15 protein-coding genes are annotated in these 16,501 nt (G+C 33.3%); 4 read left to right on the top strand and 11 right to left on the bottom strand.

Features of this window, described 5'->3' with window-relative positions:
- Nucleotides 1–28: 28 nt before the first annotated feature.
- The 7 genes from pckA to DXU93_RS03480 form a co-directional block, all read right to left on the bottom strand.
- Nucleotides 29–1,645, bottom strand: a complete 1,617-nt coding sequence (pckA, locus tag DXU93_RS03510; RefSeq protein WP_116879880.1) for a phosphoenolpyruvate carboxykinase (ATP) — start codon at nucleotides 1,643–1,645, stop codon at nucleotides 29–31.
- 111 nt (nucleotides 1,646–1,756) lie between these two features.
- Nucleotides 1,757–2,155 carry a DUF423 domain-containing protein gene (locus tag DXU93_RS03505; protein ID WP_116879879.1) on the bottom strand — a complete coding sequence of 133 codons (399 nt, stop codon included), beginning with the start codon at nucleotides 2,153–2,155 and terminating at the stop codon, nucleotides 1,757–1,759.
- Complete coding sequence (recN, locus tag DXU93_RS03500; RefSeq protein ID WP_116879878.1) at nucleotides 2,148–3,791, bottom strand: DNA repair protein RecN; 1,644 nt, start codon at nucleotides 3,789–3,791, stop codon at nucleotides 2,148–2,150. Before recN ends, DXU93_RS03505 begins: the two co-directional genes overlap by 8 nt.
- Entirely contained in the window at nucleotides 3,791–4,693 is a 903-nt protein-coding gene (gene porD / locus DXU93_RS03495; protein ID WP_116879877.1) for a type IX secretion system protein PorD, read from the bottom strand. Before porD ends, recN begins: the two co-directional genes overlap by 1 nt.
- On the bottom strand, nucleotides 4,690–5,889 hold the full coding sequence (gene coaBC / locus DXU93_RS03490; RefSeq protein ID WP_116879876.1) for a bifunctional phosphopantothenoylcysteine decarboxylase/phosphopantothenate--cysteine ligase CoaBC: 1,200 nt from the start codon (nucleotides 5,887–5,889) through the stop codon (nucleotides 4,690–4,692). The genes porD and coaBC overlap by 4 nt, the downstream gene beginning before the upstream one ends.
- A gap of 10 nt (nucleotides 5,890–5,899) precedes the next feature.
- Nucleotides 5,900–6,217, bottom strand: coding sequence for a DNA-directed RNA polymerase subunit omega (locus DXU93_RS03485; protein ID WP_116879875.1), 318 nt, complete (start codon nucleotides 6,215–6,217; stop codon nucleotides 5,900–5,902).
- A gap of 15 nt (nucleotides 6,218–6,232) precedes the next feature.
- Nucleotides 6,233–7,225 carry an outer membrane protein assembly factor BamD gene (locus tag DXU93_RS03480; protein WP_116879874.1) on the bottom strand — a complete coding sequence of 331 codons (993 nt, stop codon included), beginning with the start codon at nucleotides 7,223–7,225 and terminating at the stop codon, nucleotides 6,233–6,235.
- A gap of 202 nt (nucleotides 7,226–7,427) precedes the next feature.
- Between DXU93_RS03480 and DXU93_RS03475 the strand changes: the two genes are divergently transcribed.
- The 3 genes from DXU93_RS03475 (at nucleotide 7,428) to DXU93_RS03465 (ending at nucleotide 9,352) form a co-directional block, all read left to right on the top strand.
- Entirely contained in the window at nucleotides 7,428–8,387 is a 960-nt protein-coding gene (locus tag DXU93_RS03475; protein WP_116879873.1) for an endonuclease I family protein, read from the top strand.
- Between the two features lie 132 nt (nucleotides 8,388–8,519).
- Nucleotides 8,520–8,684 carry a DUF1328 family protein gene (locus DXU93_RS03470; protein WP_116879872.1) on the top strand — a complete coding sequence of 55 codons (165 nt, stop codon included), beginning with the start codon at nucleotides 8,520–8,522 and terminating at the stop codon, nucleotides 8,682–8,684.
- 239 nt (nucleotides 8,685–8,923) lie between these two features.
- Nucleotides 8,924–9,352 (top strand): FKBP-type peptidyl-prolyl cis-trans isomerase, encoded by a 429-nt coding sequence (locus DXU93_RS03465; protein ID WP_116879871.1) that lies wholly within the window; start codon nucleotides 8,924–8,926, stop codon nucleotides 9,350–9,352.
- A 287-nt stretch (nucleotides 9,353–9,639) separates the two neighbouring features.
- Here the strand turns inward: DXU93_RS03465 and DXU93_RS15160 are convergent, their stop codons facing one another.
- Together DXU93_RS15160 and DXU93_RS03455 are read right to left on the bottom strand one after the other, a co-directional pair.
- Entirely contained in the window at nucleotides 9,640–10,164 is a 525-nt protein-coding gene (locus DXU93_RS15160) for a DUF1573 domain-containing protein (RefSeq protein ID WP_240623412.1), read from the bottom strand.
- Nucleotides 10,165–10,265: 101 nt separating this feature from the next.
- Nucleotides 10,266–11,852, bottom strand: coding sequence for a S41 family peptidase (locus tag DXU93_RS03455; protein WP_116879870.1), 1,587 nt, complete (start codon nucleotides 11,850–11,852; stop codon nucleotides 10,266–10,268).
- A 188-nt stretch (nucleotides 11,853–12,040) separates the two neighbouring features.
- Between DXU93_RS03455 and DXU93_RS03450 the strand changes: the two genes are divergently transcribed.
- Nucleotides 12,041–12,961, top strand: coding sequence for a C40 family peptidase (locus tag DXU93_RS03450; RefSeq protein ID WP_116879869.1), 921 nt, complete (start codon nucleotides 12,041–12,043; stop codon nucleotides 12,959–12,961).
- A gap of 11 nt (nucleotides 12,962–12,972) precedes the next feature.
- On the opposite strand, the gene DXU93_RS03445 is transcribed toward DXU93_RS03450, so the two are convergent.
- A complete protein-coding gene (locus DXU93_RS03445; RefSeq protein WP_123776032.1) occupies nucleotides 12,973–13,518 on the bottom strand; it encodes a hypothetical protein in 546 nt (181 codons plus the stop codon).
- Between the two features lie 11 nt (nucleotides 13,519–13,529).
- Complete coding sequence (locus DXU93_RS03440; RefSeq protein ID WP_116879867.1) at nucleotides 13,530–16,490, bottom strand: glycosyltransferase family protein; 2,961 nt, start codon at nucleotides 16,488–16,490, stop codon at nucleotides 13,530–13,532.
- Nucleotides 16,491–16,501 lie beyond the last annotated feature (11 nt).

Here is a 16,501-nt window from a genome sequence, read left to right as displayed (position 1 = left end):
TGAGGCTCTTCAATTATTTTGATTTGAATTACTTCACCATCACCTTAGGTGCAGCGTTGATAATTTCCTCTGAAGCATCACTTTCGAAAATCTCAAAGTTCTTCACAAAAGCTTGTGCTAACTCATTGGCTTTCTTTTCAAATGCAGCCTTATCTTCCCATGTATTTACAGGGTTTAAGATTTCAGTTGGAACATCCTCACACTCTGTTGGCATATTCAATCCAAAAATATCATCTTTGATGTATTCTACATTGTCAAGTTTCCCAGTTAATGCAGCAGTAATCATTGATCTTGTGTAACTCAATTTCATTCTAGAACCAGTTCCATAAGCACCACCAGACCATCCAGTGTTTACTAACCAAACGTTTACATCATTATTCTCGATTTTTTCACCTAGCATTTCTGCATATTTTGTTGGGTGTAAAGGCAAGAATGGTGCACCGAAACATGCTGAAAATACAGTTTGTGGCTCAGTAATACCTGCCTCTGTTCCAGCAACTTTTGCAGTATAACCTGAAATAAAGTGGTACATTGCTTGACCTGAATCTAACTTAGAGATTGGAGGTAAAACACCAAATGCATCACATGTTAAAAAGAAAATATTTTTTGGAGCAGTTCCTTTTGAAGGAACCATAATATTGTCAATGTGGTGAATAGGATATGAAACACGTGTATTTTGCGTGATTTTATCACAATCGTAATCTGGAGTTGAAGACTCTCCTTCAAAACCTATGTTTTCTAAGATTGCTCCAAATTTAATAGCATCGTAGATTTGAGGTTCTTTTTCTTTAGAAAGGTTAATCGTTTTTGCGTAACAACCTCCTTCGAAGTTAAATACGCTTCCGTTATCAGCCCATCCATGCTCATCATCACCGATTAAACGACGTAATGGATCAGAAGATAAAGTTGTTTTTCCTGTTCCTGATAAACCAAAGAATACTGCTGTATCTCCATCCTCTCCAACATTTGCTGAACAGTGCATAGAAAGAACATTTTTCTCAAATGGAAGAACGTAGTTCAATACTGAGAAAATACCTTTTTTGATTTCACCAGTATATCCAGTACCTCCAATAATAATCATCTTCTTAGTGAAGTTAATTACTGCATAATTTGATTGTCTTGTTCCATCAATTTCTGGATCTGCCATGAAATTAGGTGCACATACAACATGCCACTCAGGAGTAAAGTTTTGAATCTCTTCATCCGTTGGACGTAAAAACATATTGTGTGCGAACATATTTGACCATGGTAACTCAGTTACCACACGAATATTCATTCTATAATCTTCATCTGCACATGCATAAGCATCTCTTACATAAACATCCTTACCTGTAAGGTATGCTTTCATTCTGTCGTAAAGTGCATCAAACTTTTCAGCGTCAAACTTTTTGTTAATCTTTCCCCACCAAACAGAGTTTTCTGTTTTTTCATCACAAACGATGAAACGATCCTCTGGAGATCTACCTGTGAAAGTTCCTGTATTAACAGCAATTGCACCTGAGTCAGTCAATACTCCTTCTCCTAGAAGAACTGTATCTTCAACTAATTCTGCTGGACTCATGTTCCAAAAAATACTTCCAAGGTTGTCCAAACCTATGTCCGACTTTAAATTGGTATTCGAACCTCTTTTACCAAATTCATTCATGATTTTATTTTTTACGTTGGGCTTTATATTTTACAAATTTAAACGATATTAATCGCAACTACTTAATATATTCTGTATTTTATTCACAATGTACTTTTAAATGTTGAAAAACTATGATTTATAAGTTCTTATATACTTAATAAGCAAAGTTAACCAACCAAATATCAACAACAACCCTCCAATAGGAGTAATTGGTCCGATAAATTTATTCATCTCTATTCCAGCAGTTGGTAACAATACCAATGCAAAAATAGATCCGGAGAACATTACTGTTCCCCACAAAATAGCTCCAAATTGCATGCGCAATTCGAAATCAAACTTATGTGCAATTCCAGCTACTGCGAGCGAAGCGATTCCGTTGTACAATAGATAACTCGTTCCTGTGGCAAAACTATCTATCTTCTCTTTATCAATGCCTATGGTCTCTAAATAATGCGCTCCCATTGCTCCTAGAATAATTCCTAGAACGATGAAGATCAATCCAATCAATATAAACTTTCTATCACTCATTCATTAAATTCTTTGCATTCATTAAAGCTGCTTCATTAATTTTACTTCCACTCATCAATTTAGCAATCTCTTCCACTCTATCTTCCTCTGTTAATCGACGTAAATATGTTTTTGTTATTCCGTGTTCATCATTTTTCTCCACCAAAATATGGTCTGAACCCTTACTAGCAACTTGTGGTAAGTGTGTAATTGCTAACAATTGCATTCTCTCTCCCATTCGTTTTAAATGATCTCCAATCTTTTGTGCAACTTCTCCTGATACCCCAGTATCTATTTCATCAAATATCACTGTTGGCAACTGTTGTTTTTCAGAAAGTAAATATTGAATGACCAACATTAATCGAGACAATTCACCTCCTGAGGCTGATTTTTCAATCACTTTTGGCGTCATTCCTTTATTTGGCGCAAAATAGAGTGCAACACTATCTGTACCTAGTTCGTTTAATTCAACTGTATTCAAATCAAAACGAATTGTTGCTCCTTCTAATTTTAATTGATTCAATAATTCCGCAACCTCTTTTTCTAATTTCTTAGCAACCTTTTTACGTGAGGTTGATAATTTATCAGCAAATTGAAGTGCTTTTTTATTGACTTCCGTAAGCTCTTGATTCAGTTCTATAATGCGTTCGTCTATTTGACCTGAATCTTCAACTTCTTTTGATAAACTTTCGTAAAGTTCTAATAGCTCCGATTGAGTATTTAAATTATGCTTTCTTAACGCTGAGTTAAATGCATCCATTTGGTGAATGTATTCATTCAAGGTCTCCGGCGCTAAAGTCATTTCTGACAAATCATCTTCAGCATTGGCAGCAATATCATCTAGTTCAAGTTTTACAGATTGAATACGTTCAATCAAACTTTGAACTTTAGTGTCATTTACGTTGGCACTTTTTACAAGTCGATTCAAAATTGATATTACACCTTCGTCATCGTTGTTTACAAGATGAGAAATAGATTGATAGGCTGATTTTATTTCTTCAAACTGTTCACCTCTTTCAACCTCTTGTTCAATCTTTTCATAATCGACACTTGTAAGATTTAATTTAGAAAGCTCCTCGAGTTGAAAAGAATTGAAATCATGCTCTAATTCAATTTTAGATTTATTTTCTTCTAACCTTTTAATTTCCTTTATCAAGGCTTTTCGTTCGTTAAAAACGCTCTTTAATGATTTTAAGGATTTTTGATTATCCCCTAAAACATCTAAAATTGACATTTGAAATTGTGTATCTTTCAAAGACAAGGTATGATGTTGAGAGTGTATATGAATTAACCTACTTGCTAAAGATTTTAAAACGTTAAGTTGAACAGGCGTGTCATTAATAAATGCACGTGATTTCCCTTTAGCATTAATTTCTCTACGGATAATGGTTTCAGATTCAACATCCAAATCATTGGTCTTAAAGAAATCAGCATAAAGTTTGTCATCAATAACAAAAATAGCCTCTACAATTGTTTTTTTCGTCTCGTCTCTTATTACAGTATAGTCTGCTCTTTCACCTAAAATTAATTTAAGAGCACCGAGTAATATAGATTTACCAGAACCTGTTTCACCTGTTATTACAGTGAATCCTTTATTGAGTTCAAGCTGTGCATTTTCAATTAATGCAAAGTTCTTAACTGATAACCGTTTGAGCATTATTCGAGAATTTCTTGATATTTAGAAGAATTTGCTGGGTCGAGTCTTTTCAAAGTGTTCACGATCTCAACCTTCTGCTTTCTATCTCCATCTTTAAAAATCTTCTTGATTTCTTCTCTTTTAGAATAGGCGAAGTTTAATATGTTTACTGATCCGGGTCTGGAACTTGTAACTTTCAATAGTTTTTTTGTAGCTTTTAATATCTCTGTTCTTGCCAAAGCCTGATCCTCATATAAATTATCAACCCCTTTTCTATGGTAATCATAATACCCTTCCCTGAATGGTGAAAACAATTCTTGCAATGTATTTTCGATTAACCAATAGCGGTTTTTTCTTCCTTTTTCGTTTGCTCTCCATCCAGATCCACCTCCACTTTGGGCCAAAGAAACAACATTTTGTGCTTTATCAAAATGAGGGTCTCCACCATTCAACAAAAAAGAATCTGCATCTAATCCTATGATATAATAAGCATAGAAAGATAAAACAGAGACTAAATTTGAACTGAACTGGTTTTCTGTAAAAAGCAATTGGGCATTTCGTTGAAAAGAGAAGCTTAAATCTTCATCTAAAAAGTTAAACAAGGTCGTGTTATACGTTGAATTGTATACAGGTCTTGTCGCTTGCACTTGCAAGGAAGCTTCATAAGCACCTGTTCCTATTATTTTAGTTATTGAAATTTGAAAAACACAATTTATACGCTCCTCTACTTCAAAATTATCTTTGGTCCAAGTGGTATTATTCATCAAATCAAAGACCTTTTGTTCAAGTTCTTCGAAGATTTCCTTTTCAGTAGTTGTTACATCTAGTGCAGGATTCGCTACAACATTCACCTGGCAATTAAGCTCTTGTGACAAAGCAACTGAAGCAATACCAAGTAAAAAAAAGAGAATTATATATTTCATTTCGTTAATTTCATTAAGTAATCCAAAATATTTTTGGCTACAACTTTCTTAGATGATAACTCAAATGTAGTGGTTTTATTGTTGAAGTCCAACAAGCTTATTTTATTTGTATCATGTCCAAATCCAGCGCCTTCATCTTCAAGAGAATTGATTACAATTAAATCTAAATTCTTTTTCTTGAGTTTTTCCGCACCATATTCTAATGCGTTATTGGTTTCCAAAGCAAATCCAACAAGAAATTGATGTTTTTTTTTGATTCCTCCAATTGTTTTCAAAACATCAGGATTTTTCACCATTTCGATGTTCATTTCATTAGAAGATTTTTTTATTTTTTGCGTAGCAATATTTTTTGGACGATAATCTGAAACTGCTGCTGAAAATATACCTCCATTACATTCAGGAAAGTACTTCTCTGCAGCTTCAAGCATTTCATTTGCCGTTTTGATTTCTATTCTGGTTAAGTTTTTATGATGAAGCTTACATTTTGTTGGACCTGTAATTAAAATCACCTCGGCTCCTCTTTTCAAAAGATTATCGACCAAGGCAAATCCCATTTTACCTGTTGAATGATTCCCAATAAAACGTACTGGATCTATTGCCTCATAGGTTGGTCCGGCAGTCACAAGTACTTTCTGACCTTTCATTGATTGATTTAATTCAAAAAATGTTTCAAGATGTTCAACAATTGTTTCAGGTTCTGCCATACGACCTTTTCCAATTAATCCACTTGCTAGAAATCCATCTTCAGCAGGAATTATATGAACTCCATGGGCCTCAACTTTACTTAAATTTTCATTTGTTGTATCATGGGCATACATATCCAAATCCATTGCAGGGGCAATAAAGACAGGACATTTTGCAGAAAGGTAAGTTGCAGTAAGAAGATTATCACAAAAACCGTTTGCAATTTTCGCAAGTGTATTCGCAGTTAACGGCGCAAGAAGCATAACGTCTCCCCACGCTCCGAGATCAACATGATTTGTCCACTCACCATTGTCTTTATTCCAAAAGTCAATGTGTGCGGGGTTCTGTGAAAGTGTCGAAACAGTTAAAGGGGTTATAAAATCAGAAGAGGCAGGAGTTAAAACACATTTAACTTCTGCCCCTTTTTGCTTTAATATTCTTATTAAAAACGCAATTTTATAAGCTGCAATACCTCCAGAGATACCAATTACAACGCGTTTTCCTTTTAACATTTGAAGCTATTTATTCTTCAAGTGCTCTTTTTGAAAGCTCATCGTTTTCAAATTCATCGATTGCCATAGCAGTTGGCTTTGGCAAACGTTCATAAAAACGAGAGATTTCTATTTGCTCTCTATTTTCAAAAATTTCTTCTAAGTTATCTGTAGAAGATGCAAACTCTTGAAGCTTTTGCGTCAACTCCTCTTTTAAATCAACATTAATTTGGTTTGCACGCTTTGAAAGCATAACAATAGATTCATAGATATTATTTGTACCTTTTTCTAAATCTACTGTATCTCTAGTAATTGTAGAACGTTCTGCTTTACTATTTTTGAAGCTCATATTTATATAATTATATTAACTATTGACTAATTCTTTTTCGGCTCTCTTATGAATTGCCTTTGCCTTATCTAATAATTCCGATTCAGGGTATTTTTTTGCAAAGTTATCAAATCTTTTCAATGTTTCCTCAAGATAATAAACTTTTTTCTTCTCTGAAGTTGTTCTTGACAACTCATACGCTTCCCCTATTTCTCTAAATGAATATTGTTCCGCAACTGAAATCAATTCGTCAGATAACTCTTCATTATATCTTTTTGTCCTCTTAGCGTAAGACTCGTCTTCAAACAAATAGCTATACTTCGCATAAGTTTCCATCGCATTTTCAACTCGTTCTTTCTTTTTACTCAGCACACTATTCATTGCCAAAACGTATGAATTTCTAAATTGAATATAGGCTGCTTCTTCAATATATTCTGAACGAGGATAATCTTCTAAAAAAGATTTTGAAGCGGCTACCGCTGCTCTATTATTCTCCATTCTATCATACAATTCAACAGATTCAAACTTTTTTGTTTCCAATTTAAATCTCAACCTATCCATTGTTCTATTACAAGAATCAATCAAATCACTATCAGGATAACGTTGAACAAAAAGTTGTAAATCATTCAAAGCTAAATCTGTTTCCTCTTGATCAAGTGAAGGTTTTGGACTATTTTTCACAGAGCAAATTGCAGTCATAAACAATGCTTCTTCAGCATTTTCACTTACAGGATAACGTTGAGTAAACTGATTGAAGTAATATCCAGCCATGTAATAATCCTCCAACGCAAAATAAGATTTACCAATTCTATAATAAGCAACTTCTCCTTTATCCGTTTTTGGATAACGTTGATAAATTTGCTCGTATAAAGTTAAAGCTTTGGTATATGAACCTTTGTCGTACATACGGTTCGCATGTGCAAACTTCTCTTCGTAGTTGTCTCCTTTAACTATTTTCTGATATTCACTACACGCTGAAAAAACGCCTAGAAATAGAATTACTGTTAGAAACCTTAAAATCATTTTCATCTTCGCAAAAGTATAATTTTTATGACTTTAATTGCAATTTTTAATAGAGTTTAACGAATTCAATCTTGATTTCATTAACCTCCTAACATTATTGTCAATTCATCAAACGTTAGTCCACATATTAAATTGTAATGTAAAACCATTATTTCAATTGAATAACTATAAATTTCATTATCATCAAAAAAACAAATAATTTCGCAATATGAAAAAACGAATTTACACAAGATTGCTGATGGCAACAGTATTGACCATGAGTATTCAAACATTATTTGCACAAATTCCAACTGGATATTACGATACAGCTAATGGACTCACGGGAACAGCATTAAAATCTGCCTTAAACAACATCATAAAAGGACATACTACCTTCCCCTATTCTAGTGGAGGAACTGACGTTTGGGATATGCTTAAAGAAACGGATAAAGACCCTTCAAACCCAAACAATGTAATTCTGATCTACACTGGTGCTTCAGTAAACGGAGATCAAGAATACAACAATGGAAATGGATGGAACAGAGAACATGTATGGGCTAAATCTCATGGGGATTTTGGAAATAGTCAAGGTCCAGGAACCGATGCTCACCACCTTAGACCGAGTAACATTCAAGTGAACGGAGATAGAGGAAATAAATGGTTTGGAAACTGTTCAACACCTCATACTTATAATGGTTCTGCAACTGGAAACTTCTACAACAACAGTCTACATCTTTGGAAACCAAGAGATGAAGTTAAAGGAGATATTGCTAGAATGATATTTTATATGGCTACGCGATACGAAGGACAAAATGGTGAACCAGATTTAGAGGTGATTGATTATTTACCTTCAAATAATAGCACGACAGATCCGGTACATGCATTATTATCTGATTTGTTGGCATGGCATAACGAAGACCCAGTAAATGATTGGGAAAGAAATAGAAATGACGTAATTTACTACGATTTTCAAAACAATAGAAATCCATTTATTGACCATCCTGATTATGCAAATTTAATTTGGGGAGACACAACAACAACTTCTGTTGACTTGTGGAAGAAGGAAGAGCCTAAAGAACTATTAAAAGTAATTGATATGACTGGTAGAGAGGTGAAACCTATGCCAAATTCTATTTTAATATATATCTATTCTGATGGGACGAGAGAAAAGCGTGTTTTAACAGATTAACATAAAATAAGATAATCGCCTCAGGTTAAACAAATTGAATCACAATTTTTATGTAGTTTGTATGGAAAATAAAAACATCTACTTTTTAATAAGATAAACGTAGATAATTATTCACACTTAAAACTATTTATTATGCTTAGATTATCAATTGGGTTAATTGTAGTTGCTATTATTGCTGCTATTTTTGGATTTGGAGGAATTGCTGCTGGAGCGGCTTATGCTGCAAAAATCGTGTTTTTTATTGCTGTAGCACTTCTCGTGCTTAGCCTTATTTTTGGAGGATTCAGAAAAAAATAACTAAAAGGTTTATTTCTAATAATATAATCCGGATTTCTTCTAAGTAATTCGGATTTTTTTTGTCTAAAAACAGCTTTGAATCTACATTTTTCAATGTTTTAACATAAATTACCAATGAAATTGAACTTATTTTAAGAAAAAGGAGCCATAAATTTTGGACATCATCACATAAGCCATACCTTTGCAGAAGATTAGAGTAATTAGACTTTAATCAATATTAATATACAAAGACAAATTTTATGAGTCAAGTTAAACAGAATGACAAGGTAAAAGTACACTACACAGGTAAACTAGCTAACGGAGAAGTTTTCGATAGTTCAGTAGATCGCGAACCAATGGAATTTGAAGTTGGTACAGGTCAACTTATCCCTGGATTTGAAAATGGTGTAATTGACATGAAGGTTAATGAGAAAAAAACAATCGTAATTCCATCTGCTGAAGCATATGGTGAGCCACGTCAGGAATTAATCCAAGAAGTACCTAAAGATCGTTTACCACAAGAAATCAAGCCAGAAGTTGGAATGGGTCTAGTTTCAAAAACACCAGACGGAAACGAAATCCAATTAGTAGTAAAAGAAGTTAAAGAAGATGCGATTATCGTTGATGGTAACCACCCTTTAGCTGGTCAAGAACTTACATTTGATATCGAAGTAGTAGGAATTAACTAATTCTTACAACTTATTATATTTTGAAGGCGAGATTTATTTCTCGCCTTTTTTTTGCTTAAATTTTATAACCATATAAAAGTTGATTCTAAATCTACCTTACCAACTTTTGTTTAAGCTAAAAATGCCCACTCCTCCTGACCCTCATATTGCAAACAAGGTTTAAAACAAGAAAGATTAACCATAAAAAAAAAGGAAACAGTTTAACAACCATTTCCTTTAATCCTCTATTTGAAAATATATGAGTATTCTACCCAAATTTTCAAATGTATATTTTAATCATTCAAATATTAACTTTGAACTTGTCCTTTAATCGTTACGATTTTTTGAGCACCTGGGATATTTCCAGAGATCGTTACTGATTTATTCATTGGCGCACCAGCTTGACCAGGATTAGATTTGTAAGTTACTTCTAATTCTCCTACCTCACCTGGTAAAATCGGCTCTTCTGGCTTACGTGGAACTGTACAACCACAAGAAGCTTTAGCATCATTAATGATCAAAGGCTTATCTCCAGTATTTTTGATTTTGAAAACTGTTGATACTGGTGTTTCTTTTGGAATACTTCCGAAATCATAAACACTTGGAGTTACTTCCATAGTTGTTTGATTTGCCAATCTTTCTTCCTCTCTTTTTCTTTGTGCTTCTTCTCTTTCTGCTGCAGCTTTTTTCAATTCTTCGGCTGATTGAGAACCTGATGAAAGACGAGATCTTTTCTCACCTTCTTTAACTTCAATACTCGCATCTGTTTTCGTATCATTCGCACATGAAAATGTCAAAAGTGCAAAAGAGAATACCCAAATAATTTTTTTCATAATAATTTATTCTTGTGTTATTGGTGTTACAAATATATAAATGAAATTTAGATTTACCGTTGAACCTGCCCAATTTAACATGTGTTGCAATTCAGTGGGTTTTATTTTTCAATTAACTCTAAATTATCATATGTATCATTTTTTAAAGCTTTTAAACCTTCCATGAAAATCTCATTTTTCACATTAATAATTTGATAGAAGGCTTCATAATCCCATAAATTTTGAGCAACCATAGCTTTCAACCTTGTTTTTAGAAGATCTTCACTAGTTTTAAAGTCCTCCTCTACAAAGGTCAAACTTGTATCTTCTGCTACTGCATATTCAAAAAATTCATCTAAAAAAGTTTGATCAATATCGAATCCTGCTTTAAACGCTTCAAAGGATTCATATTTGCTTTTAATTGAACTTCTATTTGCATTGGCGTATTCTAAAGCAAATGTATTGATTACACCAGATCGACTTAAATCTTTATAGTAATCTGAGTATTCTAAAGTATCTAAAGGAACAAATACATCTGGCATTATTCCGCCACCTCCATAAACATTTCGTTCTTTAATAAGTGTTTTATGTACTAAAGAATCAGGTAAATCGATACTGTCTCTATGCATCATTTCTCCATGTAAATATCGCTCCATATAATCATTTCTATATGCTGCAATGTCTTCGTATGGTTTTTGAATAAATCTCCCACTAGGAGTGTAGTATCTTGCAATTGTTAAACGCAACTGACTTCCATCAGAAAGTTCAATTGGCCTTTGCACCAAACCTTTTCCAAAAGAACGACGACCTACAACTAAACCTCTGTCCCAATCTTGAATAGCTCCAGATAAAATTTCACTGGCAGAAGCTGAACTTTCGTCAATTAAAACAACCAAACGTCCTTTCTCAAAATCTCCTTTTTTATCCGCTTTTAAAACGCTTCTGGGCTGTTTTCTTCCTTCTGAATAAACGATTAACTTATCATCAGATAAAAATTCATCTGCAACATATTTTGCAGCGTATAGCAATCCTCCTCCGTTTCCTTGAAGGTCAAAAATAAGGTCTTTCATTCCTTCCTTTTTCAAGGTTTTAATTGCTATATCAACCTCTTCTTCTGTCGTTCTAGAAAAGTTTGTTAATTTGATATAACCAACTTCTTCATCAACCATATAGGCACTCACTACTGAATTAACAGGAATCTTATCTCTTGTAATAGAGTATTCAATTAAATCTTTGTTTCCTCTTTTAATTTCTACCTTTACAACACTCCCCTTCTCTCCTAGTAAAAGCTCTCTTACTTCAGAATTTTTAAGTCCAGTTCCTGCAATTAATTCACCATTAACTTTAATAATTTGATCACCTGAACGTATACCTAATTTTTCGGAAGGCCCACCTGGAATTGGATTTACAACCAACAAAGTATCTTTAAGAATATTAAATCGGATTCCTACACCTACAAAACTACCGTTTAGTCTTTCATTGGCTTGCTCTACGTCAGAAGCAGGAATATAGGTTGAATGTGGATCTAACTCCTCCAGCATTGAAACAATTGCTGCTTCAGAAATCTTCTTGTTTGGTACATCATCTACATACATCCTATCGATATAGGTATAAACTTCATAAAGTCTCATCATGTTGGGATCATCATCTTGAGACCAAACAGAAATGGTTAGTAAAAAGGTCAATAAGGTTAAAAATATTCTATTCATGGTTTGTATTTTAGATTCTAAGATTGCTAATCAAATATGACACCAAATTTAACAGTTTGGTATTTTAAAACACGTAATTTAAACATTTGTTTTACTTTTTAAACATAAAAATGTTAATCTTATCAATACCATTACAATTTCAGAACAACACTTTAAGTTAAATTTGTAAAGACGAATAATATTGAATCATGCGCAAACTAATTATATTTCTACTTCCATTGCTAATTGGCTTTACTTCCACTGGCCAAATTCTTGAATTCGACCAACTGGAGATGAGATATGATCAGAAACAATATAAAGCTGTTTACCGCAAAGCAAAAAGACTATTGGATAAGCCAGATTATGATTTTTCCTTTCTTCCGCGCTATTATTTAACGCTTTCACAACTTCAACTGGCTCAAAATGAAAGATGGTATAAACGAAATCAATATGCAGTTACTGATGCTTTAGAGACCTTTAAAGAACTTAAACAATCATTAGAAGGTAAAGAACTTATTCGTGCTCACGCTTATGAATTAAGTGTATTGAAAAGTGATTTAAAACAATGGATGTATGAGTTAAAAAGAGACGGAGATCAAAAAACTTTTGACATGGTAGAAGAAATTGTGAATACCGTTTTTGAAGAGGTTCCAGAAGTTGAGCAAATGGAAGAAGACATTGTGACTCCTGAAGAGATTGAAGAAAAAGAAAAAGTTATTGTAAAAGAAACTGTCGCTATTTCTGATGTTCGAAAAAAAACCTTGGCACTTTCAAATGATCTATTAGGCGTTCCTTATAAATGGGCTGGCAACACTCCAAAAGGATTTGATTGTAGTGGATTTACTTGCTACTTAGCCAATAAAGAAATGGGAATCACCTTAAACCGAAGAGCAGAAGACCAATACAAGGCAGCCACAAAGGTTAAAAGAAAGAATGTTAAGCCAGGTGATTTTGTCTTTTTTGACAATGGTTCTGGAATTTCTCATGTAGGTGTTGTGTATTCAACAAACAACAACAGTATTCAAATGATTCACGCTAGTACAAGTGTAGGAATTTCAATTGTTGATATTTACCAATCTTCATATTGGAAAAAGAGAATAGCTGGTTTTGGAACTTATTTTGAAGATTAGTTATAGATCAATTATTGAGCCTTCTTATTGAATAATCCTACAAGACTCAAAACGCTTATCAACAAGGCAAGGAAAAACAGGATTATTGAATTTAAAATTAATTCAATCTCGAAGAAAGCAATTAATGCTACAGCGACAAATAAAGAGAAGTTAAAAACGTTTGCTATACGATATAACACGCTTTTACCATTATTGTTTGAACTTCCATTTATTAAGCACACAGTTGTGCCAATTTGAAAAATACTCCCACCTAGAAAAGGATAAACATTTTCAATCAATACAGTATATGAAAAGGTTCCAAAGGCAATAATTAGAAAAGGAAAACTCAGAATAAAATATCCAATCACACGGAGTAAATTATTGATTTTACACATTGAAGAAATTAATCCGATAGGAATTAACGTAAAAGTAAAGGAACAAACAAGTAAAAGGTATTTGAGGTGAAGTATTGGATTTAAAACGCCAAAAACAAGTAAAAGAGCATAAACAATAAGCACTAAAAGACTTATCAAAGACAATAGTTTAAATACTCGTCCTACTCTACTTGATTTTGGCATTCATCAATTTATTAAGCTTCTTCCTTGTCCTTTCTTTTCATCAAGAAGTCTTTAAAGAAAAACCCTCCAATAACAAAGAACAATAGTAAAGAACCTGCAAAAGCAATATTATTTGCGGTATCAAATTTTGGTACTTCAAATTTCATTTCTAAATCATATTCACCTGCTGGAAGTTCAATTCCACGCATTAAATAATCGACTCTATGGATATCAACTTTTTCACCATTGATGTAGGCATTCCATCCATCTGGATAGTACATTTCCGAGAAGACTGCAAATTGCTTTTCAGTCACATCTACGGCATAAACCATGTGATTTGGTAAATACGACTTCATCTCAATACTTCCTTGACCACTGTAAGTTAATGAAGAAACACTATTTGCTACTTCACTACCTACGATTGCTTCATTTTTCGGATCGAAATCATGAATCATCTCAATCGTTAATAATGTTTCAAAACTATTTAAAGTATCTTTCTTTAACTCAACTGTTGGAATCCAGTTTACATTCCCATTTGCATCTTGAACAAAACTAGAACTTACACCTGCTCTCACAACATTTGTTAAATCAACTTTTACAGAATCATTTTGAAGTAAAACCACGTTTTCTCTTCCAGCAATGGTGTCTCTTTGTTTCTCATTACCATTGACTAAAAGCTTAGCATTTGATTTATTGTTCAACAAATACATATTTCCTAAGGCAAGTAACTCTTTATTTGGATTTGCTTGAACATTAAGCTCCTTTACGAGCCAAGCACTTCCTAAGGCACCAGGATTTCTTCTTGCTTGACCTTGTTGTAAGAAATATTTCACATTCAACATGTTCAACACATCCATATTGTTGTAATTAATATGAAAGTCTTTTACATTTTGAATTCTTCTCAGTTTTGCTCCATGATACCCATTAATCGATTTATGAAAGTACGAAGCTCTTGAACTATTGAATCCAAGTGACGGCTCATAAACCCTATAATTTGTTGCCATACCCAGAGTTTGTAGTTTTTTCATCCACAACTCATTTTGGTTAACACGACCTCTACTTCCTTCGCCTTTAACAGAAACATTATTGACTAAAGTTTTTAATTCAGGATTACTTTCAATTTCTTGTTGCAACACTTGTTTGTCAGCCTGTGTTGGAGTCACAGGAAATTTAACATCTTCTATTTTGGACCAATGGTCATAATTTCTACCATTTGATTTTTTATTGTTCAGGTAATTCAAATCAACCATCACTAAGTCAATTACAACAAACAAACCTAAACCAATTAAGATATATTCTTTTTTGACATTTGATTTTAAGTATACCGTAATCAGTCCTATTCCAATGATTAAAAAGAAAATAGAAGTCAGCATACTTGATTGATAAATTCCTTTTCTGAACTCTGTGAGTGCGTTAAACTGTGCATCTACCCTTTGCGTTTGTTGGTCAACAACTTGTTGAACTTGATTTGCATTATTAACATCAATTCCATTTTCTCGCAATTTGGCAGGATCTTCATTGGCAATTTGTGCTCTAACTTGATCCCCATATGAGTACCAATATTCACTTTCTTGATTAGATAAATAACCATTTCCTAAACCTGTGAATGTCAAGACAATCATTAAACCTAACATAGCACCTGAAGCGATATAGAAAGGTTTGATATTCGCTAAAATCTCGTCTTTTTTCATAAATAATTTATTTACGAACAATACCGCTAATAAAGGAATAGTTAGTTCTACAATTGCCAGAATAATGGTTACAGCTCTAAACTTGTTATAGAATGGTACATTATCCAAGAAAAAGTCAGTTAAACCCATAAAATTCTTTCCCCAAGAAAGCATTAATGCCAAAATAGTCATTCCAAAAAGGGCCCATTTCATAGCGCCTTTTAAATACACCATCGCTAGAACAGCCAAAAAGAGAACAATTATCCCTAAATATACTGGTCCAGAAGTAAATGGTTGATCACCCCAATACACATTATTTTCAGCAATTAAACTAGCCTTTGAACGCATTTCTGGTGTTCGCAGCTCATCTGAAAATTGACTATTGGCTATTGCCGCACTACTTCCACCATATACATAAGGAGAAAGAAGTGTCATGGATTCTTTTACTCCATAACTCCATTGCGTAATATAATCCTTATCTAAACCAGAAGTTGTGTTTTCATTATTTGCGCTACCATCAACATTGATTGAAATATCATTTCCACCACGGATTGTATATTTAGAATAGTCGTTTGTTAATGAAAGGTTTCCATAATTGATACCCAAAGCAAATACATAAACCAGCAATAAACCAGCAGTAGCTTTAAAGAAACGTCCTAATTCTTTGTTTTTAACATTACGAATAAATTCTGCAACCCCCATAAAAACAAGTAACATTCCAAGGTAGTAAGTAATTTGAACATGATTCGCAATAATATGAATACTCATAAAAAGGGCAGACAGAATAATTCCCCACTTGAGATTATGTCGGTAAGCCATGTAAAACGCACCAATTACAGGTGGAGCTAACGCTATTGAAGCAGCTTTTGTATTATGTCCAGCTTGTAAAATGATAATATAATAGGAAGAAAAAGCAAAAGCAAAAGCTCCAAAAATAGCCACTTTTGGATTTACCTTCATGCATAAAAGCATAATGTAAAATCCTAACAAATAGGCAAAGAACATACCTGCTGGTGAGGCCATCCATAATTTAAATCCTTTATAGACATGAACAAGCAAATTCCCTTCATACTTTGTTGAGATTTGATATGTTGGCATTCCTCCAAACATAGAATTGGTCCACAAAGGCTCCGTTCCTTCAACATCTCTAAAATGATTTATTTCATTAGACATTCCTTTGAACTGTTCAATATCATGTTGTTTCAATCCGTAGCCATTAAACTGAGGTTGAAAATAAATTATGGTTGTTAGAATAAACAATGCTATTGCTAGCAGGTGAATCCAGTTTTTCTTGAAAAGTTCTTGAAAATTAATTTTTCTCATAGTTTAAAAAT

The organism is Brumimicrobium aurantiacum, assembly GCF_003402975.1.
GTDB classification, from domain to species: Bacteria; Bacteroidota; Bacteroidia; order Flavobacteriales_D; family Crocinitomicaceae; genus Brumimicrobium; species Brumimicrobium aurantiacum.
Note: the sequence above shows the minus strand (reverse complement) of the source record. Positions and strands in the feature narration are given on the sequence as shown.

Bases quoted from the DNA above. Each gene is read 5' to 3' on its own strand.
- DXU93_RS03505 (WP_116879879.1), bottom strand. From the start codon at position 2,155: ATGAGTGATAGAAAGTTTATATTGATTGGATTGATCTTCATCGTTCTA.
- DXU93_RS03480 (WP_116879874.1), bottom strand. From the start codon at position 7,225: ATGAAAATGATTTTAAGGTTTCTAACAGTAATTCTATTTCTAGGCGTT.
- DXU93_RS03440 (WP_116879867.1), bottom strand. From the start codon at position 16,490: ATGAGAAAAATTAATTTTCAAGAACTTTTCAAGAAAAACTGGATTCAC.
- DXU93_RS03470 (WP_116879872.1), top strand. From the start codon at position 8,520: ATGCTTAGATTATCAATTGGGTTAATTGTAGTTGCTATTATTGCTGCT.
- porD (WP_116879877.1), bottom strand. From the start codon at position 4,693: ATGAAATATATAATTCTCTTTTTTTTACTTGGTATTGCTTCAGTTGCT.
- DXU93_RS03455 (WP_116879870.1), bottom strand. From the start codon at position 11,852: ATGAATAGAATATTTTTAACCTTATTGACCTTTTTACTAACCATTTCT.
- DXU93_RS03450 (WP_116879869.1), top strand. From the start codon at position 12,041: ATGCGCAAACTAATTATATTTCTACTTCCATTGCTAATTGGCTTTACT.
- pckA (WP_116879880.1), bottom strand. From the start codon at position 1,645: ATGAATGAATTTGGTAAAAGAGGTTCGAATACCAATTTAAAGTCGGAC.
- DXU93_RS03465 (WP_116879871.1), top strand. From the start codon at position 8,924: ATGAGTCAAGTTAAACAGAATGACAAGGTAAAAGTACACTACACAGGT.
- coaBC (WP_116879876.1), bottom strand. From the start codon at position 5,889: ATGTTAAAAGGAAAACGCGTTGTAATTGGTATCTCTGGAGGTATTGCA.
- DXU93_RS15160 (WP_240623412.1), bottom strand. From the start codon at position 10,164: ATGAAAAAAATTATTTGGGTATTCTCTTTTGCACTTTTGACATTTTCA.
- DXU93_RS03445 (WP_123776032.1), bottom strand. From the start codon at position 13,518: ATGCCAAAATCAAGTAGAGTAGGACGAGTATTTAAACTATTGTCTTTG.
- recN (WP_116879878.1), bottom strand. From the start codon at position 3,791: ATGCTCAAACGGTTATCAGTTAAGAACTTTGCATTAATTGAAAATGCA.
- DXU93_RS03475 (WP_116879873.1), top strand. From the start codon at position 7,428: ATGAAAAAACGAATTTACACAAGATTGCTGATGGCAACAGTATTGACC.
- DXU93_RS03485 (WP_116879875.1), bottom strand. From the start codon at position 6,217: ATGAGCTTCAAAAATAGTAAAGCAGAACGTTCTACAATTACTAGAGAT.